24 protein-coding genes and 1 pseudogene are annotated in these 25,720 nt (G+C 58.8%); 16 read left to right on the plus strand and 9 right to left on the minus strand.

Translation table 11 applies throughout. From position 1 onward, the window contains the following. Positions 1-53 precede the first annotated feature (53 nt). Complete coding sequence (locus tag MU553_RS06395; RefSeq protein ID WP_247376878.1) at positions 54-323, plus strand: type II toxin-antitoxin system HicB family antitoxin; 270 nt, start codon at positions 54-56, stop codon at positions 321-323. Between the two features lie 3 nt (positions 324-326). Beyond that, positions 327-578, plus strand: a complete 252-nt coding sequence (locus MU553_RS06400) for a type II toxin-antitoxin system HicA family toxin (RefSeq protein ID WP_247376879.1) — start codon at positions 327-329, stop codon at positions 576-578. A gap of 52 nt (positions 579-630) precedes the next feature. Here MU553_RS06400 and MU553_RS06405 read toward each other — a convergent pair whose 3' ends face one another. Further along, positions 631-1,284: a helix-turn-helix domain-containing protein gene (locus tag MU553_RS06405; RefSeq protein ID WP_247376881.1), complete on the minus strand. Its 654-nt coding sequence runs from the start codon at positions 1,282-1,284 to the stop codon at positions 631-633. 176 nt (positions 1,285-1,460) lie between these two features. Here MU553_RS06405 and MU553_RS06410 point away from each other — a divergent pair, with 176 nt between their 5' ends. The 5 genes from MU553_RS06410 (at position 1,461) to glmS (ending at position 7,450) form a co-directional block, all read left to right on the plus strand. Continuing rightward, positions 1,461-2,399, plus strand: coding sequence for a ferritin family protein (locus tag MU553_RS06410; RefSeq protein WP_247376884.1), 939 nt, complete (start codon positions 1,461-1,463; stop codon positions 2,397-2,399). A gap of 54 nt (positions 2,400-2,453) precedes the next feature. After that, positions 2,454-3,272: an undecaprenyl-diphosphate phosphatase gene (locus MU553_RS06415; protein ID WP_247376886.1), complete on the plus strand. Its 819-nt coding sequence runs from the start codon at positions 2,454-2,456 to the stop codon at positions 3,270-3,272. Positions 3,273-3,497: 225 nt separating this feature from the next. Beyond that, the gene (locus MU553_RS06420) at positions 3,498-4,355 is read left to right on the plus strand and encodes a CheF family chemotaxis protein (RefSeq protein ID WP_247376888.1); all 858 of its coding nucleotides are present in this window, start codon (positions 3,498-3,500) and stop codon (positions 4,353-4,355) included. Between the two features lie 111 nt (positions 4,356-4,466). Further along, positions 4,467-5,660 (plus strand): bifunctional sugar-1-phosphate nucleotidylyltransferase/acetyltransferase, encoded by a 1,194-nt coding sequence (glmU, locus tag MU553_RS06425; RefSeq protein WP_247376890.1) that lies wholly within the window; start codon positions 4,467-4,469, stop codon positions 5,658-5,660. After that, entirely contained in the window at positions 5,660-7,450 is a 1,791-nt protein-coding gene (gene glmS, locus MU553_RS06430; RefSeq protein WP_247376892.1) for a glutamine--fructose-6-phosphate transaminase (isomerizing), read from the plus strand. The genes glmU and glmS overlap by 1 nt, the downstream gene beginning before the upstream one ends. Before the next feature lie 338 nt (positions 7,451-7,788). On the opposite strand, the gene MU553_RS06435 is transcribed toward glmS, so the two are convergent. Then, on the minus strand, positions 7,789-8,436 hold the full coding sequence (locus MU553_RS06435; protein WP_247376894.1) for a hypothetical protein: 648 nt from the start codon (positions 8,434-8,436) through the stop codon (positions 7,789-7,791). Between the two features lie 144 nt (positions 8,437-8,580). Here MU553_RS06435 and MU553_RS06440 point away from each other — a divergent pair, with 144 nt between their 5' ends. The 5 genes from MU553_RS06440 (at position 8,581) to neuB (ending at position 14,988) form a co-directional block, all read left to right on the plus strand. Further along, positions 8,581-9,750 carry an NAD-dependent epimerase/dehydratase family protein gene (locus MU553_RS06440; RefSeq protein WP_247376896.1) on the plus strand — a complete coding sequence of 390 codons (1,170 nt, stop codon included), beginning with the start codon at positions 8,581-8,583 and terminating at the stop codon, positions 9,748-9,750. Positions 9,751-9,753: 3 nt separating this feature from the next. Continuing rightward, positions 9,754-10,725, plus strand: coding sequence for an NAD-dependent epimerase/dehydratase family protein (locus MU553_RS06445; RefSeq protein ID WP_247376897.1), 972 nt, complete (start codon positions 9,754-9,756; stop codon positions 10,723-10,725). Beyond that, on the plus strand, positions 10,718-11,695 hold the full coding sequence (locus tag MU553_RS06450; RefSeq protein ID WP_247376898.1) for an NAD-dependent epimerase/dehydratase family protein: 978 nt from the start codon (positions 10,718-10,720) through the stop codon (positions 11,693-11,695). The genes MU553_RS06445 and MU553_RS06450 overlap by 8 nt, the downstream gene beginning before the upstream one ends. Before the next feature lie 353 nt (positions 11,696-12,048). Continuing rightward, positions 12,049-13,857, plus strand: coding sequence for an ABC transporter ATP-binding protein (locus tag MU553_RS06455; RefSeq protein ID WP_247376900.1), 1,809 nt, complete (start codon positions 12,049-12,051; stop codon positions 13,855-13,857). A 90-nt stretch (positions 13,858-13,947) separates the two neighbouring features. Continuing rightward, on the plus strand, positions 13,948-14,988 hold the full coding sequence (gene neuB, locus MU553_RS06460; protein ID WP_247376902.1) for an N-acetylneuraminate synthase: 1,041 nt from the start codon (positions 13,948-13,950) through the stop codon (positions 14,986-14,988). A gap of 30 nt (positions 14,989-15,018) precedes the next feature. Here the strand turns inward: neuB and MU553_RS23555 are convergent, their stop codons facing one another. The 7 genes from MU553_RS23555 to MU553_RS06500 form a co-directional block, all read right to left on the minus strand. Then, complete coding sequence (locus MU553_RS23555) at positions 15,019-15,417, minus strand: acyltransferase (RefSeq protein WP_282594221.1); 399 nt, start codon at positions 15,415-15,417, stop codon at positions 15,019-15,021. Between the two features lie 65 nt (positions 15,418-15,482). Then, positions 15,483-16,652, minus strand: a complete 1,170-nt coding sequence (gene neuC, locus MU553_RS06475) for a UDP-N-acetylglucosamine 2-epimerase (RefSeq protein ID WP_247376904.1) — start codon at positions 16,650-16,652, stop codon at positions 15,483-15,485. A 49-nt stretch (positions 16,653-16,701) separates the two neighbouring features. Further along, entirely contained in the window at positions 16,702-17,478 is a 777-nt protein-coding gene (locus MU553_RS06480; RefSeq protein ID WP_247376906.1) for an oxidoreductase, read from the minus strand. Next, entirely contained in the window at positions 17,475-18,185 is a 711-nt protein-coding gene (locus tag MU553_RS06485; protein ID WP_247376908.1) for an acylneuraminate cytidylyltransferase family protein, read from the minus strand. Before MU553_RS06485 ends, MU553_RS06480 begins: the two co-directional genes overlap by 4 nt. Beyond that, on the minus strand, positions 18,178-19,131 hold the full coding sequence (locus MU553_RS06490; protein WP_247376910.1) for a Gfo/Idh/MocA family protein: 954 nt from the start codon (positions 19,129-19,131) through the stop codon (positions 18,178-18,180). Before MU553_RS06490 ends, MU553_RS06485 begins: the two co-directional genes overlap by 8 nt. Then, a complete protein-coding gene (locus MU553_RS06495) occupies positions 19,132-20,262 on the minus strand; it encodes a UDP-N-acetylglucosamine 4,6-dehydratase family protein (protein WP_247376912.1) in 1,131 nt (376 codons plus the stop codon). Further along, complete coding sequence (locus MU553_RS06500; protein ID WP_247376914.1) at positions 20,240-21,379, minus strand: DegT/DnrJ/EryC1/StrS family aminotransferase; 1,140 nt, start codon at positions 21,377-21,379, stop codon at positions 20,240-20,242. The genes MU553_RS06495 and MU553_RS06500 overlap by 23 nt, the downstream gene beginning before the upstream one ends. 323 nt (positions 21,380-21,702) lie before the next feature. Here MU553_RS06500 and MU553_RS06505 point away from each other — a divergent pair. From MU553_RS06505 to MU553_RS06520, 4 genes and pseudogenes are all read left to right on the plus strand, one after another. Then, positions 21,703-22,478, plus strand: a pseudogene (locus MU553_RS06505) (IS5 family transposase). A 115-nt stretch (positions 22,479-22,593) separates the two neighbouring features. Next, a complete protein-coding gene (locus MU553_RS06510) occupies positions 22,594-22,977 on the plus strand; it encodes a class I SAM-dependent methyltransferase (protein WP_247376916.1) in 384 nt (127 codons plus the stop codon). A 423-nt stretch (positions 22,978-23,400) separates the two neighbouring features. Beyond that, the gene (locus tag MU553_RS06515; protein WP_247377561.1) at positions 23,401-24,525 is read left to right on the plus strand and encodes an alpha-2,8-polysialyltransferase family protein; all 1,125 of its coding nucleotides are present in this window, start codon (positions 23,401-23,403) and stop codon (positions 24,523-24,525) included. A gap of 67 nt (positions 24,526-24,592) precedes the next feature. Then, entirely contained in the window at positions 24,593-25,699 is a 1,107-nt protein-coding gene (locus MU553_RS06520) for a glycosyltransferase family 4 protein (RefSeq protein WP_247376918.1), read from the plus strand. The last annotated feature ends 21 nt before the right edge of the window (positions 25,700-25,720 follow it).

Genomic DNA, 25,720 nt, shown 5'->3' on the forward strand with positions numbered 1-25,720 from the left:
CGATTCTGTTCGAGCCGAACGCTTATACTGGTCATCCTGCAACTAGAACTGAGATGGCCAGTTCGACGCGGAACGGGGAGCCACACGAAGAGGAGATCCGACTGTGGCGCGAGGACGACTGGTGGGTCGCGAAGGACGTCGAAACGGGTGTTACGAGCCAAGGTGAATCCCGAGCGGCCGCGCTCGATAACCTCGACGAGGCCGTGGCCCTTCACGAGGGCGAGATCGGGCGTGAACCCACTGACGAAGAACTGCGCGAGCTAGGCATCGACCCCGAGGACAATACGACTGACGACGGAGCGCCGCCAGACGTCCTCAACTAGTCGATGGGCCGTCGACCGTTCTCTGGCATGGAGGTCGTGAAGGTGCTGGTCAACGTCGGTGGGTTCGAGTGGCGACGCACGGCCGGTGACCACGCGCAACTGTACTACGAACACCCGACGAACGAAGACGATCGTCGGCAGGTGACGGTTCCGCTGCACGACGAACTCCGAGTGGGGACCCTCCGGAACATCGCCGAGAGCGCAGGTGCACGGGACTTCGAGGACTTTTGTAACTGGATCGACCGGAACTCGTAGCTGGCCAGTGGTGAATCCCTGAATACTGGATCGAACTTGAACGACCGAGATCTCATCCTGGAACGATCTCTTTCAGAATTCGCGATTCGATCTTGCGGAGGTGTTCGCCGACGGTGACCGGGGCGAGATCCAGTTCGGCGGCGACGTCCTCGTAGGTCGCGTTCCGCGGCACGTCGTAGTAGCCGGCGTCGATCGCAGTGACGAGAATCTCGCGCTGGCGGTCGGTCAGCCTCGAGAACAGCTGTCGGTCGTCGGGGTGGTACTCGCCCATCGTCTCCAGTTCCACGTCGATGCTGTCGGGAATGAGGTCGATCGATCGGGTGATGGTCGCCTGTTCACCGATCGACCTGACGCGGATCCCGCCGTCTTTCAGGCACTCGATGGGCGTGTCGACGACGAGGCTGTACTCCTGTGGGAGTCGGAACAGGGTGTCGACCGTCTCGTTGGGCTGGAAGTGGATGTACGCGATGAGGTCCTGGCCGTCGCCCGAGATGCTGTGCGTGAGCACGTCGGCGTGGTTCCCCATGATCTCCCGCGCTCGGTCGAGGTCGCCCTGCAACTGGTAGAGGAAGACGATGGTCCCGTCGTCGAGCTGGTTGATGTGGTGGATGGCGACTCGCTCGACCTCGGCGGCGTCGAGGAGCGCCCTGTCGGCCGGATGAAACCCCTCCCGCCCTGGCCGCAGCGCCAACTCTGCGCAGCGCATGTCAATCAAGACGGACTACCCCCTCTTGTCTTTCGGGGTTCGTTCAATTTTCCGCTATCTCGCCCGAAAACCGGGATTTTCACCGTCGAATACGCGGTGTGGGAGTGCGGGATAAAGGCCCCAACATACGTTTGCAGCACGGATAGGGCCGTTTCCGGCGTTGGTCGTGGTGTACGATGACACAGGTAGAGGACGCCAGCCGCGACATGCGGCTCGATCCGGACTCGTTCGCACAGGGCTACTTCGAGAACGCCGTGTACCGTCACTGGGACCCCTACGAGATCGAGGGGCTCGCCGAAGACAAGGAGAAGTTCCTCGAATACGAACCGACCGAGGCGGAGTTCGAGGAGTTCCGGACGGCCGTCTCGCGGTTCGGGGCGGGTGAGGAGGCGGTGACGGAGGACCTGATGCCGCTGGCCCTGGTCTTTGAGGACATCAACGATCAGATGTTCCTCTCCAGTCAGATCTACGAGGAAGCAAAGCACACCCAGTTTTTCGACCGGTACTGGCGCCAGGTCGTCGACCCCGTCGCCGAGGAACTGGGGTACGAGCAGACCAACCCGACGGCTCAGCACTACTTCAACGACGACTACGTCGCGCTGTTCGACAAGACCGAGGCCGCGATGGAACGGCTCCTGACCGAGGACACGCCCGAGAACCGCGTGACCGCCTACTGCCACTACCACCTGACGGTCGAATCCGTGCTGGCGCAGACCGGCTACTACGGCTTCCAGTCGGCGTTCTCCGACGGGGGATCCGACGAGGTGGCGCTGCGCGAGTGGCCCGACCTCGACGGCATCGTCAACGGGATCACCAAGATCCGCAGCGACGAGGGTCGCCACGTCGGCTTCGGGATGCACAAGGTTCGCAACGCGGTCCAGCGCGGCGAGGTCGACGAGCAGGTCGTCCAGGACACGCTGCAGGACCTGATGCCCCACGTCGCCGGGACGGTCAGCGACTTCGGCGACGCGATCGACCCGACGCCGCTGGTCACGTACGCGCGCGACAAACTGACGCGCCGTATCGACATCATCACCGACGCCGACGCCGAGGTCCCGCCGGTCCACGAACTCGTCGACATGGACGAGCGCGAGGCCGGCGCGACCGCCGACTGACGACCTGCGTTCGCTAACCGAATCGCCTTTCTCTCTCCGGTGTGCTCGCCCGGTATGGACGAGTGGTTGGTCGCCGTGCTCGTCGGCGTCGTGCAGGGTGCCCTGGAGTGGTTGCCGGTCTCCAGCGAGGGGACCATCGCGCTGACGCTGACGATCGTCGCGGACGCGACGCCGGACGCGGCCGTCAGCTACGCGCTCTTTCTCCACGCCGGCACCGCGATGGCCGCGACGGTCTTCTACCGGGACGAGATCGTCGACGTGCTCCGAACGCTCCCGGGACTGCGACCCCGGTCGGCGTTCGAGCGGCCGACGGCTGACCTGGCGTTTCTGGGCGTCGGGACCGCGGTCTCCGGCGTCGTGGCGATCTCCGCGTACAAACTCCTCGAACACCTGGTGTCGGACCTGACCGGCGGTGCGTTCGTCGCGCTCATCGGCGGGCTGTTGATCGTGACTGGCCTCGTCCAGCGCGTGGCCGAGTCTCGCGGTGGTGGCCCCGACAAAGAGCGACCGACGCTGTTCGACGCGGTGCTCGTCGGCGGGCTCCAGGGGCTGGCGATCCTTCCCGGCGTCTCTCGGTCGGGAACGACGGTCAGCGCGCTGCTCCTGCGGGGCTACGAGGGCGTCGACTCCCTGCGACTCTCCTTCCTGCTCTCGATTCCGGCGGCGCTCGGTGCCGGCGTGTTGGCTGTCCTCGACACGGGCGTTGCGGGCATCTCGCCTGGGGCTGCGGTCGTCGCGCTCGCCGTCAGCGGCGTCGTCGGGTATCTGACCGTCGGCGCGCTGGTCGCGCTCGCTCGTCGCGTCGCGTTCTGGGGCATCTGCATCGGGTTCGGCTCGCTGGCAGTCGTCGGGGGCGCGCTCCTGGTGTTGTAGGTCCGAACGCCGTTTCCCGAACCGTTGCGTCGACGACGGCGTCAGTGACGCCAGCGGGCGTCGGCTGCGACGTTCGTATCGAAACTGAAAACGTTCCGGCAACATTTATCTTATCGAACTGGTAGATGGAGACGACTAACGTCGCGAGAGTGCTCCCGTCGTCCCGCGCGACCCTGCTCACATGAACGAACTGCCTACTGTCCGTCGGGGTGTTCGCCAGTACGTATGAGCGACGGTGAACAGAAACTGCTGGACACGCAGGGGGATTATCTGTACGCCGTCAAGGACGGACAGGTCAACGACGGGGCGTCGTGGCGGTCCTGCCGGCTCGTGTTGACGAACAAGCGGCTCGTCCTGGCAACGAGCGGAAACAAACAGACGGTGCCGATTGCCAAAGTCGAGATCGAAGAGGACCCACCGGACATCGACGCCACCGAGTACATGGCCGACATCACGGCGGTGTCGGTCGGTGGGAACGTCATCTTCCTCTCGGTTCCCGACGGCACGCTGGACGTCGAGGTCTGTCGGGCGATCCTCCACGACGAAGTCATCCTGGTGAAACACCCGGCGGTGAAAGGCGGCGTCGTTCAGGAGGCCGACTGGGAGAAAGCGCAGTTCCGGTACGTCGACGACACGATCAAGATGGCGCTCTCGGACGGCCGCCTCTCAATCGACGTGGACAACGTCGGCAACATCGACACGACCGAGAAGACGGTCCGCGACAAGTCTCGCCTGGTCGTCTCCGTCGAACACACCGAAGACGATCTGAGCGTCGAAACCTACCTCACTGGAACGAACGCGCATACGAACGCGCTGGACTCGCTGTTTTCGACGGCAGTCGAGAAGAACGAAGCCAGCGTCGAGCAACTTGACGAACAGGAGAGTCAGGTACTCATGGCGCTGTACTCTGGCGTGTCGCCGTTCGAGATGTCCGAGTTCGTCGGCATCCCCGTCGACGAGGTCGAGGACGCCTATCAACACCTCCTGGAGATCGGTGCCGTCGACGAGGTCCGCGTGCGGACGGAGGTCGAACTAAATGCACGTGGCAGAAATATGGCGAGCGACGCAATGAGTGACCAGTAGTAGGTCACTAACCGGACAGACGTATAGTTAAACGCCGGCTACTATCGGAAGATACGGAAATCTGACTGCCACAGTCGGAACCTTGAAACGGCGCGACGGTGACCATTTCGTATGAGCGTCAGCACTGCGGTCGTCCTTGCGGCAGGTGAGGGGACTCGGTTGCGCCCGCTGACGCGCAACCGCCCGAAACCGATGCTGCCCGCTGCCAACCGCCCAATCTTGGAGCACGTCTTCGACGCCCTGGTCGACGCCGGCATGGAACGGCTGGTGTGTGTCGTCGGCTACAAACACGACCGGGTACAGGACCACTTCGGCCCGACGTACCGGTCGGTTCCCGTCCAGTACGTGCGCCAGCACAAACAGCTCGGCAGTGGTCACGCCCTCTTGCAGGCCCGGTCGGCCGTCGACGGCCCGCCGCTCGTCGTGAACGGTGACCGACTCATCGAGACGAGCATGATCGAAACCGTCGTCGACGCTTTCGAACGCAACGAGCCGTCGGCCGCCCTGGCTGTTCTCGAACATCCCGAAGCACGCCAGTACGGCGCGATCTCGCTGCAGAACGAGGAGATCACCGAACTCATCGAGAAACCGACGAGCGACGAGTACCGGCTCATCAACGCCGGCATCTACGCCTTCGGTACCGGTATCTTCGACGAGATTGCCGATACCCCCCGCACGCAGGGCGAACTCGGGTTGACCGACACCATCGCCAGGCTCATGGATCGCGACAGGGTTCGCGGCGTCCGCTGTGAGGGGATGTGGGTCGACGCGACGTATCCCTGGGACCTCCTGAAGATGGCGCGCGAGGTCCTCGCCCGCGGACGGATCGACGCCGCAGCCGAATCCCACGGCGTCTGGGTCCACGAGGACGCGCTGGTTCACGACGACGCGACGCTCCGTGCGCCAGTCGTCGTCGGCCCGGATTCGGAGATCGGACCCGGGGCCGTCGTCGGGCCCGACACCGCGCTCGGCCGGAACGTCACGATCGGTGCGAACGCGACCGTCGAACGCTCGGTCCTGGACGTCGACACGCGGGTCGACGCCGGGTCGACGCTGTTCGATACCGTCACCGGTCAGGACGTCCACGTCGGCGCCGGGACCGTCGCCCCGGGCGGCGAGGCCGACGTTCGCGTCGGCAACACGGTGTTCGAGGACCAGCGACTCGGTGCGGTGCTGGCCGACCGCGTGACCGCCGACGGCAACGCGAGCATCGATCCCGGAACGCTCGTGGGTCCCTCGGCGCACCTGCACACCGGCGTCCACGTCCACGGTCGCATCGCCGAAGCCGCGGAGGTGATGCGCTGATGTGCGGCATCATCGGCTGTGCCGGCCGGCAGGGCGAGACGCTCGACGTCCTCGTCCACGGCCTGTCGAAACTGGAGTACCGCGGCTACGACTCGGCGGGCGTCGCACTCGCAACCGACGACATCGACGTCTGCAAGACCGCCGGCGAGATCGACGACCTGCGCGATGCCCTCTCGGAGCGCGAACTCTCCGGCACTGTGGGCATCGGCCACACGCGCTGGAGCACCCACGGCCCGCCGACCGACGAGAACGCCCACCCGCACCGGGACTGTCTCGGCGAGGTCGCGGTGGTTCACAACGGCATCATCGAGAACTACCAGTCGCTCCGCGACCAGCTTTCGACGGCCGGCCACGAGTTCCGCAGCGACACCGACACGGAGGTCGTTCCGCACCTGATCGAGGACGAACTCGCCGACGGTGCCGCCCCCGAGGAGGCAGTCCGGGAGGCGATCGCCCACCTGGAAGGGAGCTACGCCGTCGCAGCCGTCATCGCCGGCGAGGACACTATCTTCGCCGCGCGCAACGACTCGCCGCTCGTCCTCGGTATCGACGACGATGCCTACTATCTCGCGAGCGACGTGCCCGCGTTCCGGGATCACACGGATCGGGTGATCTACATGGACGACGGCGAGTTCGCGGCGATCGACGCCGACGGCTGGACCGTGACGACGCTCGCCGGCGAACCGGTCGACAAGGACGTCGACACGGTCGACTGGGACCCCGAGGAGACCGGCAAGAGCGGTTACGACCACTTCATGCTCAAGGAGATCCACGAACAGCCCCGCGCGCTCCGGCAGTGCCTCCGCGGGCGCGTGGGCGAACTCACCGGCGAGGTCGACCTGGGCGATCTCGGGGATCTGACGCCGCGGGCGGTCCAGTTCGTCGCCTGCGGAACCAGCTATCACGCGGCGCTGTACGCCACGCAGTTGTTCCAGCAGGCCGGCATCCCGGCCCAGGCGTTCCTCGCGAGCGAGTACACCACGAGCACGCCGCCGATCGGCGACGCGCTCGTCGTCGGCGTCACTCAGAGCGGTGAGACTGCGGACACCCTTTCGGCGCTCCGAGAAGCCCGTCGTCGCGGTGCGCGGACGCTCGCGGTGACCAACACCGTCGGTTCGACTGCAGCGCGGGAGTGCGATCACGCGCTGTACATCCGGGCCGGCCCGGAGATCGGCGTCGCCGCGACGAAGACGTTCGCCAGCCAGCTCGCGGCGTTGAATCTTCTCACGTTAGGTATCACGTCGGTCGACGACGACCGCGAGGTCATCAGCGGGCTGCGCGATCTACCCAGCGCCGTTCAGGAGATCCTCGACGACTCGGTCGCCAGAGAGGTCGCCGAAACCTACCGGGACGCCGAGTCGTACTTCTTCATCGGCCGTGGCCTCAACTACCCCGTCGCGCTGGAGGGCGCCCTGAAGATGAAGGAGATCACCTACAAGCACGCCGAGGGCTTCGCGGCGGGCGAACTCAAACACGGGCCGCTGGCGCTGGTCACCGAGAACACGCCGGTGTTTGCTACCGTGACTGGTGACGACGAGATGGCTCGCAAGACCATCGGGAACGTCAAGGAAGTCGAAGCGCGGGACGCCCCGGTCGTCGCGGTGACCGACGGGGAGTCAGACGTGGAGCGCTACGCCGACCACGTGCTGGAAGTGCCCGACACGCACCCGCGCGTGGCGGCCGTCGTCGCGAACGTCCAGCTCCAGCTCGTCGCCTACCACACCGCGAACATGCTCGGGCGGTCGATCGACAAGCCGCGCAACCTGGCGAAAAGCGTCACAGTGGAATGATCTAATACATCATATAAATCTGGGATTTTTCTCACTGAGGTATCAATTGTCGATCCACGGCGATCACTTGCGGGTTCGCACGCTCCTCGTTGAGACAGTGGGATCCTGGCAACTCCGACTACGTGTGGCCGTTCCACTCAATATAAATTATAAGTAGTAGAGTGAACTGAAACGCCCTATGCAGAATGGTAGTTCGACAGTCGAGGACGGAGAAGAACAGCGGCTCTACCTCTGTTCAGTTTGCTGAGTGAAACCGAGATCAAACGACTGACAAGTATGGAAATCCTTCCTCCCTGATCAGCGTTAACTGGACTGGATTTTCACTTTGATCTAGGTAGTCAGCGGTCCTCGATATCTCCGACTTTCTCGGTCCCCTCGTCGGGTGGCTCCGGTGGCTCGAAGAGCGCGAGAAGCAGTGAGCCGACGCGACCGTCGCGGAGTTCGTCCCACGTCGCGTCGACCCGCGTCGCGAGCGTGGCGACCGCCAGCACCAGGAGGCGGCTGCCGAGGCCCGCGTCACTGAGACCGCCGAGGGCTACGGCTGCCAGTGTGTTGACGAAGACGGCGACGAACGCGATGGTTCCGAGGACCCGGAGCGGTGCGGATCGAACGGTCTCCGCACCTGCCTGGGCCGCTCGCGAGAGGCCCAGACGTTCGTCGGCCGTCGCGACGGCCCCCACGACTCGATCCAGCACGGCGAGAATTGGGCTGATCGTCCAGGTCTCGCGGAGGTCGATGACGACGACGTCCGGATCGGGCTCTTTCGTGAGCCACCGATAGAGCCACGAGTCGCGACCCCACCGATCCAGTGTCCGTCCCACGGCACCGGCGCGACTGGTCGCTATCGCGCGGGCGAGCAGTCGTTCGCCGTCCCCGAGAAACTGTCGAATCCGTGACTCGTTCGCTGCCGCATCGAGGCGCTCGGCGACCGCGGTGCTGGTTCTCGCGACGACGGAGGTCGACCGCGCGCGCTCCCAGTCTGTCATCGTCGAGTTCGTTTGTCACTCAGACGGTGATCGTATAGCCATTTCGACTGCGTGAACCGCTTCTGGGTCGATCTGGACTGATCAGCATCAGCTGTCGATGACACAACGTTTATCACAGTTCGGTTACTCACATTCTGAGTAACTATGACGATCATCGTCACTGGTGGTGACGGCTACATCGGGTGGCCCGCCGCCTTGCGAATCGCGACTCGAACCGACGACCGCGTCCTGGCCGTCGACAACTTCGCCCGTCGTGACTGGGTCGAAGAGGTCGGCTCGGTGAGTGCAGTGCCGGTCGGGTGGATGGACGAACGCATCGAAGCCGCAGAAGAGGTCCACGGCGTGACGAACCTCTCGTTCGTGCAGGGCGACCTGGCCGAGAAGTCCTTCGTCGAGGAACTGCTGACGGTCCACGAGCCGGACGTCATCGTGCACGCGGCCGCCCAGCCCTCGGCGCCGTACTCCCAGATCAACGGGGAACGGGCCAACTACACCCAGCACAACAACATGCAGGCCACGCGGAACCTCCTGTGGGGCCTCGAAGAGCACGACCTCAACGACACCCACTTCATCGAGACGACGACGACCGGCGTCTACGGTGCACCGGAGTTCCCGATCCCCGAGGGCGGTGCGGTCATGGAGAACCAGGGCGAGCGCGACGACGTGCCCTTCCCCGCGATGGCCGGGAGCTGGTACCACCTGACCAAGAGCCACGACGCGGCCAACATGCGTCTGGCCCACTCGCAGTTCGACATCCCGATCTCGGACGTCCGGACCGCGATCACGTACGGGACCGAGACCGAGGAAACACGCGGGGACGACCGGCTCAAGACCCGGTTCGACTTCGACTACTACTTCGGCACCGTCGGACACCGCTTCGCCGCCCAGGCCGTCGCGGGCTACCCCGTCACGGTGTACGGCAAGGGCGAACAGCGCAAGCCGTTCATCAGTCTGGAGGACGCCGTCGAAGGCCTCGCAGAGCTGGCGCTGGCCGATCCCGACGATCGGCCCGACGACCTGACGGTGTACAACCAGGTCACGCGCGCCATTTCCATCGTCGAGATCGCAGAGACAATCGCCGACGTAGGCGACGAGTTCGAACTCGACGTCGACGTCGAACACTTCGAGAACCCGCGCGACGAGGACGAGACTCACAAGATGGAGATCGAGAACGACCGGTACATGGACCTCATCGGCGAGCAGGCCCAGGACTTCGAGGGCGGCGTCCGTGACATCTTCGGGACGCTGACCCAGTACGACGACACCATCGAAGCCCACGAGGACCGGTTCCTGCCCGGCGTCCTGGAGGAGTAGGCGATGGACGTGCTCGTCACCGGCGGCTGCGGCTACATCGGGAGCGCGCTGATCCCGATGCTACGTAGCGACGACGCCGTCGATCGTATCGTCGTCCTCGACAGCTTAGAGAGTGGGTCGCCCCGCGCGCTGCTGGGGACGCTCTCCCCGGTCGACAGCGACGGCGAGGGCGACGACGCCCAGGCGCTGGACTTCCGACGCGGCGACGTTCGGGAGTACGGCGACGTCGAGAACGCCATGCGCGGGGTGGACACGGTGATCCACCTCGCGGCGATCACGGGCGCGGCGAGCACGCACGACCGACGCGACGAAACGTTCGCCGTCAACTACGACGGCACGGAGAACGTACTGAAGGCCGCGGGGAAACTCGGCGTCGGGAACGTCGTCTCGGCGTCGTCGTGTAACATCTACGGCCGGGCGCTCTCGACCGACATCGACGAGTCGGTCGACCCCGATCCGATCAATCCCTACGCGGAGGCGAAGTACCAGGCCGAGTCCCTGCTCGCGGACTACTGCGCCGACCACGAGATGCAGGGGACGGCGCTGCGGATGGCGACGAACTACGGCTACTCGCCGGGCGTTCGGTTCAATCTCGTGGTCAACTACTTCGTGTTCCGCGCGCTGACCGGGCGATCGCTGACGGTGTACGGTGACGGGTCGAACTGGCGGCCGTTCGTCCACGTCGAGGACGCCGCGCGCGCCTACAAGCACGCGGCGCTTCGGCCGGACGACTGGAACCACCGCGTGTACAACGTTGGGACCAACGCGGGCAACTTCCAGATCGCCGACATCGCCGATCTGGTTCAGGAGGAAGTCGGCCCGGTCGACATCACCTACCTGGAAGACGAACACCCCGGCCCGTCGTATCACGTCAACTTCGACCGACTGGGCGAAACCGGGTTCGAGACGACGTGGACGCTCCGCGAGGGCGTCCGTGATTTGGCAGAGCGGTTCATGGAGGCAAACAATGAGTGAACGAGACAACGAACTCTGCGTCGCCGTCACCGGCGCCGCGGGCTACATCGGCAGTCGCGTCGTTCGGGTCCTGCAAGACGAGCATCCGGACTGGGAGATCACTGCGCTGGACAACTTCTACCTCGGTCAGGTTCGACAGATCGGCGACGTCGAGGTCGACCACGTCGACATTCGGAACCGGGATCGACTGGAGAACGCGCTGTCGGGCGCGGATGTCGTGATGCACCTGGCGGCGATCTCCGGCGTGGACGACTGCGACGAGCAGCCGGATCTGGCCTACGAGGTCAACGTCCAGGGGACGAACAACGTGGCGTGGTTCTGCCGCAAGGCCGGTGCTGGGCTGATCTTCCCCTTCTCGATGGCCGTGCTGGGCGATCCCCAGGAGTTCCCGATCACGGTGGATCATCCCCGCGATCCGATGAACTGGTACGGACGCACGAAGTTGCTCAGCGAGCGCGCGATCGAGGACTTCGCCGAGGGTGCGTTCCCCGCGCACCTGTACATGATCTCGAATTTGTATGGTGAGCACGAGATCGACGGGACGACGGTGTCGAAGGGGACGGTGACGAACTTCTTCGTCAACCGAGCGCTGGCCGGGGAGACGCTGACGGTGTACGAGCCGGGCACGCAGTCCCGGAACTTCGTCCACGTGAAGGACGTCGCTCGGGCGTACGTTCGGAGCGCCGAGCGAATGGTCGAACAGTTGGATGCTGGGGAGACTGGGGTCGAGAGGTACGAGATCGCGAGTGACGAAGATCCGAGCGTGATGACGTTGGCCGAGTGGGTGGCTGAGATTGCAGCAGAAGAGCGAGATATTGAGGCCGATGTCGAACTGATCGAGAATCCGCGTGGGAACGAAACGCTCGTGGATACGTTCGAGGTCGCGACGGATAGCGCTCGAGAAGAGCTCAACTGGGAGCCACGAGAATCAGTGCGGCAGTCGATTCGTGCACTGCTCTCGGGGAGATAAATTGAACTGCGTCGTTGACGGCATCTGCCTCAACTTCCACGCTGTCCACGATCGGTAGAATTGACAGCGGGCTTGACGACACTCCAGAAACAGGAATCCGCTTCTGTAGGCGAACTAGACTGGGGCAGATCGACTCGCTTGGGGCATCGATCTTTGGCTTTCTCTCGTCACGGGTTTCCGGGAGTGTCGGATGATATCCGGATAAACGGTGAAGCGAAATCGGATGTTGTTAAATCTGCAGATGGGAAAACAAAGATTTCCACTCCCAGATTTGAAATCGAATAAATAAGCATCGGGTTCTCGACTATCACCAAACCAACGAGTATAAAATCCGAGAGAGGATCGTTTCTCTAATGAGTGACTCAGAGAATATCGGCCGGCGAGAGCAACTCCGAGCGCTGATCCGGGTCGCTAGATACCGGCCGCGTCTCACTGCGGCGATCATTCTCGGCGGCGTTTTTGCTGCCCTTCTCGAAGGTGTCGGTCTCGGCTTTATTTTGCCGATCGTCGAGATAGTCCAGTCGCCCGGCGATCCGGCACAGCAGGCCGACGGTATTATGCTAGCGTTCGTTACTATGTACGAGTTTCTGGAGATTCCCTTTACGCTGGGGTCCGTCGTCGTCGGTGTGAGTTCCGTCCTCGCCGTGCGGTGGACGCTGACGTTCTTCGTGCGGTGGATGCGGAGTGCACTGTCGATCGATTATATCCGTTATTTGCAGCGGGAATCGTTCGACCATGCACTGAACGCCCGGATCGAGTACTTCGATCAGGAAGGATCAGATGACATTCTGAACGCAATTGTTACGCAGGCGGAGTACGCAGGAAAAACGATCAGGCTTGTCATCGACTTTCTTGAACAGGGGTTCCTGACGCTAATGTACCTCGTAGTCGCGTTAGTCATCGCACCGTTTCTCACACTTTTTGCGTTGGTGTTTCTCGGTGGCTTTGCCGTGCTGTTCCGGTACGTCGTCGAGCCTGGGTACGAACTCGGTGACCAGGTTGCTGACTCGAACGAGCGCGTCCAGCAGGCTGCCCAGGCCGGGACACAGGGGATCCGAGACACGAAGCTGTTCGGGCTGAAAAACGAACTCTTCGAGGACTTTCTCGACGCGGTGAATCAGTACGCCAGTTCGAGTATCAGGCTGCGGCGCAACGAGCAGGCGATTCAGAACTTCTACAATCTCTTGACCGCTATCTCGGTGTTCGTCCTGATCTACCTCGCGCTCACCTTCGCGAACCTCTCGCTCGGTGCGCTCGGTGTGTTCCTGTTCGCGATGTTCCGCCTCGGGCCGAAAGCGAGTGCGTTGAACTCGAAACTATACAAGATCGAGAACAACCTCCCGCATCTCGTGCGGACCCAGGAGTTCATCGACGAACTCGAACGGAATACCGAGCCGACTAGCGATTCGGAGCCGGTTCCCGACGAGATTCAGACTGTCGAGTTCGACGACGTGCGCTTCTCCTACGAGGGACAGGACGACGAGGCGCTCTCAGGTGTGTCTTTCGAGTTCGAGAAAGGGGAGTTCATCGGATTCGTGGGGCAGTCCGGGGCCGGCAAATCGACGATCGTCTCGATGCTGTCTCGGATGTACGAACCGGACTCCGGAGAGATCCGGGCGAACGGTCGATCGATCCACGAAATGGACATCGACGAGTGGCGATCCCGGATCGCAGTGGTACGACAGGATCCGTTTATCTTCAACGACACGCTCCGGTACAACCTGACGATTGGGAATCGAGACATCTCTGAGGACGAACTCGATCGGGTGATTCGGATCGCTAAAGTCGACGAGTTCTTCGACGATCTGCCTGACGGATACGAGACGCAGCTCGGGGACGACGGCGTTCGGCTGTCGGGTGGACAGCGACAGCGAGTCGCGCTAGCACGGGCGCTGCTGAAAGATGCCGACGTGCTGGTACTCGACGAGGCGACGAGTGATCTCGACTCGAATCTAGAGAAGCAGGTGCAACAGTCAATCGAGAGCATGGAGCGTGATTACGCGATGGTCGGGATCGCACACCGGCTCTCGACTGTAAAGAACGCCGACCGGATTTACTCGGTGGACGCCGGAAGGATCGTCGAGACCGGTGATCACGAGACGTTGATCGAGAACGACGGGCAGTACGCCGAACTGTATGCGATTCAGTCGCGAAACGGTTAGTCCACGGTGAAGACAGATCGGTCCGGGCTATACCAATATAACGAGTGATTTAACACCACTCCTATAATTTCTCGGAGTGAGCACAGTCGCATGAAAATTAATGGGACACCGGTGGGAACCGAGGAGACACCATATTTTATCGCTGAAGCTGGCGTCAATCATAATGGCGATCTCGATCTGGCCAAGCGTCTGATCGATATTGCAGCGGACGCCGGTGCCGATGCAGTGAAATTCCAGACGTTCAGTGCAGACCGTCTCGTTACCCAGGATGCCCGGAAGGCCAAGTATCAGGGAGAGACGACTGACGAAGATGGACAGTACGAGATGTTACGCCAGTACGAGTTGGATCGGAAGGCACACGAACAATTGATAGAATACAGCACAGGGAAGGGCATCACGTTTCTCTCGACACCGTTCGATCCCGAGAGCGCGGATATGTTAGCTGATCTCGGAGTACCCGCGATCAAAGTTGGCTCAGGCGAATTGGATAATCATCCGCTCCTCGAACACATTGCTGATCTCGACTTACCCATGATCGTTAGCACAGGCATGGGAACGATGGAAGAAGTTAACGACGCCCATGGGGCGATCACAGCGGCAAATCCTGATGTTGATCTGATCTTTCTTCACTGCACGTCATCATACCCAGCAGCAATCGAAGACATCCATCTCCGCGCAATGCAAACGATGGCTGACGAACTAACGGTACCAGTCGGCTACTCGGATCACACGACGTTACCCGAAACACCGGCACTGGCTGTCGCTGCTGGTGCGTGTGTCATAGAAAAACACTTCACGATCGACTCAACTCTTCCGGGGCCTGATCATGAGGCATCGCTCGAACCGGACGAATTAGCTCGCTGTATCGAGTTAGTTGAAACTGCAGCAAGGGCCCTCGGAGACGGCGAGAAACATCCTGTAGATGCTGAGCTGGAAAATCGGGCTATCTCGCGAAAGAGCTTATACGCAGCGACTGATATCGAGTCAGGAACTGTGCTCTCTGAATCAGATATCAAGATCGTTCGACCAGCAGAAGGACTGTCACCGCGTGAATTGCAGACGGTACTAGGAAAACAGGTCATAAATCCTCGGGCTGAAGGCGACCCAATTAGACAAAATGATCTAGAATAATATTTTTGTAGAGCACCCCTGGCCTATCGTTCAGTTGCTGGTGGCTGGAACCCCTTTGTAGAAGGCCCCATCAGGAACGTCATCGCGAACCAAACTATGTGAGCCAACGAGTGCGTCACGGCCGATTTCGACACCAGGGAGAACCGTTGTATGTGAACCGATTCTTGCCCCTTCTCGGATGTGTATCGTCCCAGATTCACCATCGATTGTCGATTTACTGTGGATATCGCAATGGGGACCGATCTGGACACCGGTTTCGATTGTCACTCCGGCGTGAGCATTGATCACCGTGAACGCCCCGATATCGACATACTCCTCCAATTGTAGCCCACTTGGGTTGTTCACTAACCAGTTATACTCGGTGAGTTCGCCGTCAACGATCTCTGGTTGCTCCCATTCCTCAAATCTCTCTCGTGGATCGTTACCCATGCGGTCTCTACTAACGTGGAAACCCATCTATGTTATTGTATACCGCCGTACTACCTTTGAAGCAGTCACTGCTCGAAATCGAGACGTTTCCGGAGCAACTGTTCATTTATTTCCACCTCAGCTAGACGCTTGGAGATTTCCGTCCCAGCCCCGCCATAATCGTACGGGTTGGCAGACGTGGCAGCCTGTTCTTGGAAGGAGTCGTCAGTAAGGCATTTCGAGATAGCAGTACGGATTTTGTCTCGATCGTGCGGAACTGATAGTGTGTTCGCTGCCCGTTCGCGACCTTTCTGCCGGGGACCGACGTCAACGACGGGCAGATCGAATGAGGGGGCTTCGATAACCCCGCTTGACGAGTTTCCGACCATCACGTCAGCAGCAGCCATGAGGCCAAGATATTCGCGACGTGGGAGACTCTGAAATGTCCGGGTCTGTTCGTCTAGTGATCGTGACTCAATCTCCTGGATTATCCGATCACCACCAGCGTCTGCATTAGGATAGATCAGTACCGTCTGTGCGTCGAAGGACTTGACAGCGTCAAGTGTTGCTGCCATCTGTTCACCGGCGTTATTGGGTTGTGTCGTCACTGGATGTTGCACGACGATCAGGAGTGGCTGGTCCGGATCGAGATCGTGTTTCTCGAGCACTGACCCGGGAGTGTTGTACTCACCAGCCAGGATATCATCGAGTCCAGGCGCCCCTGAAACCGTGATTCGCCACTCCTCTTCGCCCATCTTTCGGATTCGATCGGCACTCAACTCGGAAGCCGGAAAGTGGATATGAGCAAACTTCGTAATCGCATGGCGAATGCTGTCGTCGATTGTTGCGCCATGCATGGAATCGCCACCGTGAATGTGTGCGACAGGTATGCCCATGTGGGCCGCTGCGAGTGCACCTGCCAACGCCTCGTCTCGATCTCCTAGCAACAATACGATGTCTGGATCGAGACTTTCGAACGCCTCAGTCAGACCCATCATCCCGACGCCTAGTGACTTCGCCATCGCAGTCCCGGAGTCACCGTCGAGTTGCATCAATACTTCCCTGTCAACTGAGAATCCGTCGTTCCGAATTTCCTCGACTGTCATTCCGTGTCGTGGAGAGAGGTGCATCCCCGTCGCGACCACCGAAAGCGAGAGACGATCGTCATTTCTGATGGCTTCCATCGAAGACTTCAGGAGGCCATATTCGGCTCTAGTCCCCGTGAGGACGACGATATCCCGAGTGTTAGCGACCATATCTTTTTTCATGTGAGTCCATCGTTACAATCGTGTCGTGACTCCTTCCTCATTTGATCGTCCAGCCACCATCCACCACTATGTTGTGTCCTGTCACGTACGACGCGGCGGCGCTCAGTAAGTATACTACCGCTCCAGAGACATCTTCGGGTTCTGCCATGCGACCGAGCGGAACGTTCCGTTCGTAGTTCTCGACGAACTGTTCTGGTTGTTCATCGAACACGCCGCCCGGACTGACGCTGTTAACTCGGATTCCGTCGCTGCCCAGGTATGAAGCTAAGTACCGGGTAAAGTTCAGAACACCTGCCTTGAGCACGCTGTACTCGACTGGGCTCGTCATATGTGTTCCCTCGTAGACGGTAAAGTCAGGCGCCTGCATTCCGTAGATGGAACTGAAATTCACAATAGAACCTTCACAGCCGTGCTCGAGCATCTTCAGGACGGCGGCTTTCGTCACCGCGTAGTAACCGCCAAGGTGCATAGAGACGTTCTTGATCAACTCTTCTTTGTCTACGGACTCGAAAGACTGTCCGTAGTCGTCAGTCCGAGGATAAGCCAGATTTACCAACCCATCGAGACGACCGTGCTCCGAGATTACGTACTCATAGACCGCGTCAACCGACGTGGGATTGGTGATGTCTAGTGAGACGAACTCACCGCGATCCAATTTCTCCGCGACTTTGCGTCCTCGCTCTTCGTCAAACTCTGCGACGACGACGGCGGCGCCGTGATGATCAATCGCTTGGCAGACCTCGGTGCCGATCAGTCCCCCACCACCGGTAACGAGAACGACGTCTCCCGTCAGGTCGAAGAGATTGTCCGTCATACCTCGGGCTCCCGGCGCTCAAACATGAACTCCACGAACTTGAGATCGAGTTCCGTGTCGATATCGACCGACCGTTCCGGGGGCATGACCGAAACCCGCGTATACTCGCCTTGTATGGTATCAGTCTCCATCAGGAAGTCCCGTTCGTACACGTAGACCGCCGCGTTCATCTCGTACACGGTGGGAACGTCTTGTCGACGGACAATGTCGGGGCCGATCTCTTTTGAGAGTGATGCATAGCCGTCTTCGTCAAGTTCGACCATGTTGAAGTACGGGTTTTTGTCAGCCTCACAGACGGTGTATGCGTTGGTCGTGTGGTCGTCATTCTGAACCGCCGTGAAGCAGTCCTCGATGTCCGAGGGTCGTCGGAGCGGTGTCGTCGCGTCCACATCGACGACATAGTCATACTGCTCTTTTTTGATGGCTTCCATCTGTTTGACGGCGTGATGGATTGCGGGCAGCTTTCCTGCGGTATCAGAAGCGAGTTCGGCTGGCCGGCGGAAGGGAACTCGTCCCCCGTACTCTTCGGCGACTGATGCGATCTCGTCGTCGTCGGTCGAGACCACGATGTCTGCGCTCCGATTCCATCTCCGTGCATCGGAGATGGCGTGGCCAACGAGGGGTTTCCCGCCGACTTCTCGTACGTTTTTTCCGGGGATGCCCTTCGATCCTCCACGGGCACAGATCGTACAGAGGATCTCACTCATCGTGTCCTCTTTTTATGTCGAGCGCTACTTGTAATACCTCTTTTCCCTCTCTCAGATCGTTCTCGCAGGCTGCCCGTGTGTCGATGTGTTCGAGGAAGTACGCCAGTTGTTTCCGGAACCGCTCGTCACGGTCGTAGTCGAACGTCTCAGTTTCGGTCGAGGACGGATACTTGACAGTCAGTATTCGATCTTCGAGGTCTGCGACAAGTGTTCCGTTCTCGCAGACGACTTCGAGCGTTCTCCGTGGCTGTCTCCGGCAGTAGTCGAGGTGTATACTTCCAAGGACGTCATCCGACGTTCTCACGATCGCTTCGGCGATAGCTTCTGACTCAATGTCCAGTGTGTCCGTGTATCCGAGATCAGAGGCGATACACCGCAACGGACCGAACAACCAGTGTAAGTAGTCTATCTCGTGAATCAGATCGAGGACGACACCGCCGCCACGATCGGGATCCGCACTGTAGGAGTCGCGGTAGTCCCTACCCGGACGCCAGTCGGGGAGGTACGATCCTGCAGTCGTACGAAACGAGATGACGGTACCCAGTTCTCCATCGTCGAGCCGATCTCGTGTAGCGTTCAACACAGGATCGAACCGCAACTGACAACCGACGTAGGTGACGAGGTTTCTCTCGTCAGCTATAGCGATCAGTTCGTCGATCCTATCCAGATCGTGAGAGAGTGGTTTCTCTACGAAGAGGTCACAATCTGCTTTCGCACACGAAAGAGCAGTCTCGACGTGTTTCGCTGTCGGATTAGTTATAAATGCGATATCGGGATCCGTGTCAAGTGCATCCTCTAACCGTGTGTACTCTCGAATCCCCAAATCGTTCCCCGACGTCGAGGTTCCACTCCGATACGCGATCAACTCGATATCCTTAGATGACTCTTTGAGCAACCTTGCGTGGCGCTGACCGATCGATCCGAGTCCGGTGAGTAATACCCGCATTTATAAGAGGGTGTGAGGGGACATGTGGTCATCGATTTTCTCGATGATTTCTTCTTTCGAGAGTGATGTCTCGTCAGCCGACGTGTAGGCGTTCTTGACGGGATCGGCATTGGTGTGCGCGATGTCCTGGTACGCCGAGACGTCAATCTGCGGCAATATCACGTACATACTATCGAGTTCGCGAGCCTGTCGCCGTTCGTCCTCAGAAATGAGTTTCTCGTGAATTCGTTCTCCCGGGCGGGCACCTACTATGTCGATCTCGATGTCGTCGGGATTGTAGCCTGCGGCAGGTGCGTACTTTTCGACCATCGCTTCGGCCAGGGTTCCGACTCGAAACGCCGGCATCTTCAGAACGAATATTTCGCCGCTCGTCATCCGTTCGTAGGCTTTGATAACGAGGCCGGCCGCTTCTGCGATCGGCATAATGAACCGTGTCATCTCGGGATCTGTTACGGTGACTGGACCGCCGTCTTCGATCTGGTCAAGGAACAGTGGGATCACGGATCCACTCGAACCGAGAACGTTCCCGAATCTGACACACCCGAAGCAGATGTCTTTGTCCCCTTTGTAGTTGTTCGCAGCGATTATGAGTCGCTCTGACAGGAGTTTGGTTGCACCCATCACTGATGTCGGATTCGAGGCTTTGTCCGTGCTAATCCCGACGACCGCCTCTACTTCCTCCTCGATCGCAGCACGAATGAGGTTCTGCGTCCCCTGGACGTTCGTTTGCACCGCTTCGAACGGATTGTACTCGTTGATCTCGACGTGCTTGACCGCTGCCGCATGGAACACGACATCGATTCCCTCGATCGCTAGCCTGAGTCGCTCACGATCGCGGATATCGCCAAGCAAAAATCGAAGTCGTGACTCGTCCTGATAGTTCGTCTGGAGGTCGAAGAGGGACGCTTCGTCGTTGTCGAACACTCGAACGACTTCGGGATCAGCATTCAGCACCTGTGAAACGAGTTCGGAGCCGACCGATCCACAACCGCCCGTGATGAGTACGTTCTTACCTACTAGAGAGTCCATATCTTGAGAAGAACGACGGTTGGGAAGTGTTTTTCTTTCGGCATTGATCGAACGTGGGGACGAAAAACACCTCTGCCAGCTACCGTGCTTGTCGAACTCCATCTTTGACCGCAGCAACAATTTGATCGGTCTTTCTGGGAGTGAGATCCGGATAGATGGGCAGCGACAGGATCGTGTCTGCTACATCCTGCGTCGTCGGGGTGTTCGGCGACGGGCCATCCATCGTCTCTGTATAGTAGTGAGTCTCGTGGACCGGCGTGTCCCAGTAGATTTTCGAGGAGACTCCGTGTTCGTCCAGCGTGTCAATCACGATCTGGCGATCAATCCCGGAATCGAACTCGACAGTGTACAGCTGATAGACGTGTGTACCACCGTCGATTGGGCGTGGAACCTGGACCCCGTCGATTTCGGCTAGCTGCTCGTTCATATACTTGGCTGCAGCTTGTCGGCTGCCGATCAACTCGTCGACTTTGTCCATCTGTGCGCAGCCGATTGCGGCGGTGAGGTCGGACATTCGGAGGTTCGTCCCCAGTGCGACGTACTCTCCCGAGCCGACACTCTCGAAGTAGTCTCCAGGGGCGCGTCCGTGTGATCGATAGAGACGGGCATTGGAGGCAATCTCGTCGTCGTCGGTGATTATTGCCCCTCCTTCTCCAGTGACTACGATCTTGTTCTGACAAAACGAGAGTATTCCCGCGTCGCCGAAGGTCCCGACACTCTTGCCTTCGTACGTAGATCCGAACGCTTCGGCGGCGTCTTCGACGACCGTGAGATCGTGTTGTGCAGCGATATCCTGGATCTGGTCGATCCGGCAAGGTGCGCCGTATAGGTGGACGGGAATGATGGCCGCCGTATCCTCGGTGATATTCTCACGAACGGAGTCTGGACTCAGTCCGTACGTGTCTCGGTCGATGTCGGCGAAAACCGGCTCGGCACCGACGAGTCGAACCGCGTTCGCCGTCGCGATGAAAGTCATCGACGGGACAATAACCTCGTCGCCGGGTCCGATATCACTGGCCTCCAGCGCCGTCACGAGGCCGGACGTGCCGGAGTTGACGACGATTGCGTGTTCGACGTCGAGGTACTCCTCTAGCCGAGATTCGAATTTGTCAACGAAAGGCCCTTTTGCCCAGTACCCCCCCCTTCCAATCGACTCGACGGCATTCAGGATCTCTTGCTCGTCCCAGGCGATTTCGAATAACGGAATCTGATCAGACATATTGTCATGGCTACTTTGAGCACAAGTGTATAGGTTACGTTGCTGGATGTAATGGAAGTCCCTAGGGATACCTTGACAAGGACAGATATCCTTGACATCAGAATGGTCAATACAGCAGGATATCTCTCGCGGTATCTTTCCAGATTTTATTTGTATCCAAGCTGGTCCGGCCGTTCTTTCACATTATCTTCGACAGCAACTGTTTCCAGATCTGTACTGCCTATCCCATGTTCAATGACGAACTCGGCTCTGGTGAATCGCATGACGGCGTCGCCGTTTACCGTCAGAACTAGGAAGGTGAAGCGGGAAACCGCCGATGGTTCATGTCTGCGATTTTTTGCTTCACTAGCAAAGCGATCCAATTAGCTAAAAATGCTGTTGGAGGCTAAGGCGAAGTCGCCGCCCCGAAGGGGGTGGCGGCTTCGCCGAGTATGCGGTACTGTTGCTGCGCTGTCTGCGGATTTACCTGGAGAAATCGTACCGGGAGACACTCGACCTGTTAAGTGAGATGCCACATATACTCAGGGAGATCGGCCTCGAGGTGGCCAATCTCCCGCATCACTCGACGCTAGTGAAGTGGTTTGACAGGATCAAGACAGCACTCTGGCGAGTGCTGCTGCGCCTGTCGGCGCAGCTCACGACCCGAGTGGTCACGCTGCCATCGACGCGACATTTTTCGACCGCGAGAACGCGAGCAAACACTACTGCCGCCGGACGAATTACCGCGTTCAAACGCTCAAAACAACTGCACTCGCGGATACAGAAAGTCGCGCGATTCTATACGTTCACTGTACGACCGAGAAAACGCACGACACACAGCTTGGCTGGCAGGTCGCCCGCCGCAACGCGGGCGACCTCGCCAGCCTCGCTGCCGACAAAGGCTACGACTGGATGGAGTTACGTGAAAAACTCCGCGAAGAAGGCGTGAGACCGCTGATCAAACCCCGCGTGTTCCGGCAACGAGCGCTGTGTGAAACCGTCTTCTCGACGATCAAGCGCACGCTCGGCGACGCCGTGCGCGCGAACCTGGTACGGTGAGTTTCGAGAACTCGTTCTGATGTGTGCGGTTTACAACATCAAGCAGGCAGTGAACCAGTGAAATCACGCACCATCTGGCGATTCACCACGGCCAAATTGGATATTAGGTATGGCAATTTTTCATTCACCCCAACGAAATATGTTTAATATAGTTGTCCATTTTACTGGTATACTCAATGAATTCTCGCATTCCCGCAATTCTCGACCGGGTGTCGCCAGAAGACGTGGTCCTTGATGTGGGTTGTGTTCAACACTCTGTGGAGAATGAAAATAACGAAAACTGGTTACACAAACGTCTAAGCGACATCTGTCGGGAGGTAGTTGGAATTGACGTTCTTGAGGAGGACATTCGAATTCTTCAGGAACGCGGATACACTGTAAAACATCAGAATGCAGAACAATTCGGTCTGGATAGAGATTTTGACGTGATTGTTGCCGGCGAATTGATCGAACATCTCGCGAACCCCGGAAAGTTCTTAGATTGTGCTCGGGCACATCTCAAACCGGACGGCCGTCTTCTGTTAACGACACCAAACCCATGGGCGGTGTCTCGGTTCTAGCATGCACTACGGGGTGACGTCCCGGTTAATCCAGAACATACCTGCTGGTTCGATCGGAAAACGATAGTCGAGTTACTCTCTCGAGCGGGGTTTGCAGTCTCGGAATTCACGTACATCGAACCATTCTGGGAAAAATATTCGGCTTCAAAAACAGGAAGGTGATTAGCCCGACGCGCTTCCTTTGGTCGCTTGGGTTTGAGACACTAGGGGCGCAGAACTTCTGGATTGTCGCTCAGGTTGAGTCGCGGTGATCACATGGTAACTAATTGTTGGCGCTATACCAACTGTAAAGCGCTTCCATTGTGGCAGATCGGATAGTCGTGATGACCAACATCTTGGAAACACTGTCACTAGTTGGATCAATCCAACATATTGATGCGAACCCACCATTTATTAATACTAATGCTGAACATAGGTAAAGAGATGAACATTTTCCTCTGTGAATCTAGTCTACATGTTGCAGAAGCAACTTGTATAGCTGCGGAAGATTTCGAGGATTCTCATAATATCCTGGTAGTACTCAATGCATCTCGCGTGTCTGATCTGAACGCGGTTGCCCTTAACGAGGCGTTCGACCGGCATTTTGTCGGGAACTACAAACTCAATATTAATCACAGACCCTTCCCTCTTGTTCCCGATTCGATCCAATCTAGCCTGAACAGGGTGCTGTCGTACGTATCACTTCTATTGATGAGTACTGTCCTAGCTTGCCTAAGTATATTCATATCCAAGATGAATTTATTTTTTGCTACACGGTCGCCGGTATTAAACAACGGACTGGTCTGGATACGGAACCACACTAGGGTGAGACTGTATCATTTCGAGGAGGGAATAAGCCTGTACATGAAGGAGGGACTGAAGGACAGGAGCAACCTAAGCGAATTTTTCTTCCCGTTGACGCTGGAAACCATACTCTCGAGTGGGGCCGTTGATGGTGTCTACTGTATGCGGCCAGACAATCTCAATAGTGTCTATCCGGACGCTGAAACCCGAAAGATCAAATTCTATGCTCACGTAGAATTATTAACTGCGGTCTTTGAGCCGGACATCAATTCTGATCAGATTTCGGCTGATCGTCCATTGTTCGTCCTCGTGACGCAACCACTGGTCGCAAACAATTATCTCTCCGATCATGTCTATCAAGAGAAGACCGCAGCCCTCGTGAAATCTCTCCGTGAAACGTATAATGTACTGGTGAAACCACATCCCGGTGAGGGCACAGAGCAATACGAGGACCTGTCTGACCGAGATGTGACGGTACTGACCGAGGCCAACTATCCGGTGGAACTCCTTGTTTGGCACCTGATCGGACATGAGGAAGTAGAGTGCGTGTCGGTTGGTTCGACAGGTCTCTCGACCGCTCTTTCAAACCTCGCTACGATACCCGTTGAAAAATACTCGTTCATCGAGTACTACGGATTGGACGCGATGGACGAGAAGATGCGACGGTACTTTGCGGGGTGTTCGGTCAACTACGTCAGCGATCCGGTAGTCACGTTCCGAACCAACCGGCGGTTCGATCCGGATAACGGACCGTATTCCTTATGATAGTGCAAATTTAGTGCGGGGTCTTCATATATCTCGGCCGCAGACAGATACATTACGAAACCACAACATGTCTCTCACGATCCGTTTCGTTTCAACCCACCTTGGCCACGTTCGAGGCGGCGCCGAGATCAACGATCTGACACTCGGTGAGGAGTTCTCGAAATTGGGCCATGAAGTCTCTTACGCCACGATCGGAAACGACAGCGACGATATTCCCCAAGAAACCTGGACTCTCGGTGTCGATTGTCCGTACGCATACGATCTCAGCTATTCTCTTCCGGAACCAGTGGGGAAGATCACACGTCACCTCAATGAGGAGCTATTCATTCACCGGCTCCGGCGCAGGGAACCTGAATTTCTCGCGGAGGCCGACGTCGTGTATGCGACCGGTCGTCCGGTTCTCAGCCGACTGCGCTCGCTCACGGACGCACCCTTTGTCTACGCAGTGCGCGGCCGCGTGAACCCGGTGTACGACCGATATTTGAAACGAGCGGACGGACTGGTCTTCTGGGGTGGGTGTGAGGAGGAGTATGCGGACGAATCACTTCTCTCGATTCCGAACCAGACTATCAATCCCGGTGTGGATCCTAACGTGTTTCGGCCGCGGGATCTCGGCATGTCTGATCGACCGGGGTACGCCAGTGGCGACAGAACAGTCGTGGTCTTCAGCGGACGCCTCGAACCGGTCAAGCAGGTAGACAGCATCATCGAGACCGTGAGTCAGCTGGAATCGAGATTCGATCTGACGCTGGTGATCCTCGGCGACGGCTCACAGCGGGCTGAACTCGAAAGGCTCGCGGACCTGATCCTTGAGACGACACCAGTTCACTTCCAAGGTCGTGTGGATCACGAGTTGATTCCGCGACACCTGAACGCTAGCGACGTCTTCGTCCTCGCCTCTGCGATGGAGAATCACCCGATCGCACTGAAAGAAGCCCTCGCCTGCGGCACCTATTCTGTCGCACCCGCTATCGGACGTGTCCCGCAGATTGTACCAGACGGGGCAGGCTACGTATACGAGGACAATACCACGGATGGACTTATGGCCGCATTACAAGAGGTTCTCTCAAATGGCCTGCACCGCCGTCAGTCACGACAAGATCGATCGGTTCGGTTCTCAACATGGAACGATGTGGCGGCCAAAGTCCTTGACTTGTTCCGGAGCCTCCGGTAATTCAGAAGCAACTCGGGCGGG

The sequence above is a fragment of the Halorientalis brevis genome (genome assembly GCF_023077655.1).

Coding starts and splice junctions, on each gene's coding strand:
- MU553_RS06520 (WP_247376918.1), top strand. CDS start 24,593: ATGTCTCTCACGATCCGTTTCGTTTCAACCCACCTTGGCCACGTTCGA.
- MU553_RS23555 (WP_282594221.1), bottom strand. CDS start 15,417: ATGGGTAACGATCCACGAGAGAGATTTGAGGAATGGGAGCAACCAGAG.
- MU553_RS06410 (WP_247376884.1), top strand. CDS start 1,461: ATGACACAGGTAGAGGACGCCAGCCGCGACATGCGGCTCGATCCGGAC.
- glmU (WP_247376890.1), top strand. CDS start 4,467: ATGAGCGTCAGCACTGCGGTCGTCCTTGCGGCAGGTGAGGGGACTCGG.
- MU553_RS06500 (WP_247376914.1), bottom strand. CDS start 21,379: ATGTCTGATCAGATTCCGTTATTCGAAATCGCCTGGGACGAGCAAGAG.
- MU553_RS06480 (WP_247376906.1), bottom strand. CDS start 17,478: ATGACGGACAATCTCTTCGACCTGACGGGAGACGTCGTTCTCGTTACC.
- MU553_RS06510 (WP_247376916.1), top strand. CDS start 22,594: ATGAATTCTCGCATTCCCGCAATTCTCGACCGGGTGTCGCCAGAAGAC.
- MU553_RS06395 (WP_247376878.1), top strand. CDS start 54: ATGGCCAGTTCGACGCGGAACGGGGAGCCACACGAAGAGGAGATCCGA.
- MU553_RS06400 (WP_247376879.1), top strand. CDS start 327: ATGGGCCGTCGACCGTTCTCTGGCATGGAGGTCGTGAAGGTGCTGGTC.
- MU553_RS06495 (WP_247376912.1), bottom strand. CDS start 20,262: ATGGAGTTCGACAAGCACGGTAGCTGGCAGAGGTGTTTTTCGTCCCCA.
- MU553_RS06515 (WP_247377561.1), top strand. CDS start 23,401: ATGAACATTTTCCTCTGTGAATCTAGTCTACATGTTGCAGAAGCAACT.
- MU553_RS06485 (WP_247376908.1), bottom strand. CDS start 18,185: ATGAGTGAGATCCTCTGTACGATCTGTGCCCGTGGAGGATCGAAGGGC.
- MU553_RS06440 (WP_247376896.1), top strand. CDS start 8,581: ATGACGATCATCGTCACTGGTGGTGACGGCTACATCGGGTGGCCCGCC.
- MU553_RS06450 (WP_247376898.1), top strand. CDS start 10,718: ATGAGTGAACGAGACAACGAACTCTGCGTCGCCGTCACCGGCGCCGCG.
- MU553_RS06405 (WP_247376881.1), bottom strand. CDS start 1,284: ATGCGCTGCGCAGAGTTGGCGCTGCGGCCAGGGCGGGAGGGGTTTCAT.
- MU553_RS06415 (WP_247376886.1), top strand. CDS start 2,454: ATGGACGAGTGGTTGGTCGCCGTGCTCGTCGGCGTCGTGCAGGGTGCC.
- neuC (WP_247376904.1), bottom strand. CDS start 16,652: ATGGTCGCTAACACTCGGGATATCGTCGTCCTCACGGGGACTAGAGCC.
- MU553_RS06445 (WP_247376897.1), top strand. CDS start 9,754: ATGGACGTGCTCGTCACCGGCGGCTGCGGCTACATCGGGAGCGCGCTG.
- MU553_RS06435 (WP_247376894.1), bottom strand. CDS start 8,436: ATGACAGACTGGGAGCGCGCGCGGTCGACCTCCGTCGTCGCGAGAACC.
- glmS (WP_247376892.1), top strand. CDS start 5,660: ATGTGCGGCATCATCGGCTGTGCCGGCCGGCAGGGCGAGACGCTCGAC.
- MU553_RS06490 (WP_247376910.1), bottom strand. CDS start 19,131: ATGCGGGTATTACTCACCGGACTCGGATCGATCGGTCAGCGCCACGCA.
- neuB (WP_247376902.1), top strand. CDS start 13,948: ATGAAAATTAATGGGACACCGGTGGGAACCGAGGAGACACCATATTTT.
- MU553_RS06420 (WP_247376888.1), top strand. CDS start 3,498: ATGAGCGACGGTGAACAGAAACTGCTGGACACGCAGGGGGATTATCTG.
- MU553_RS06455 (WP_247376900.1), top strand. CDS start 12,049: ATGAGTGACTCAGAGAATATCGGCCGGCGAGAGCAACTCCGAGCGCTG.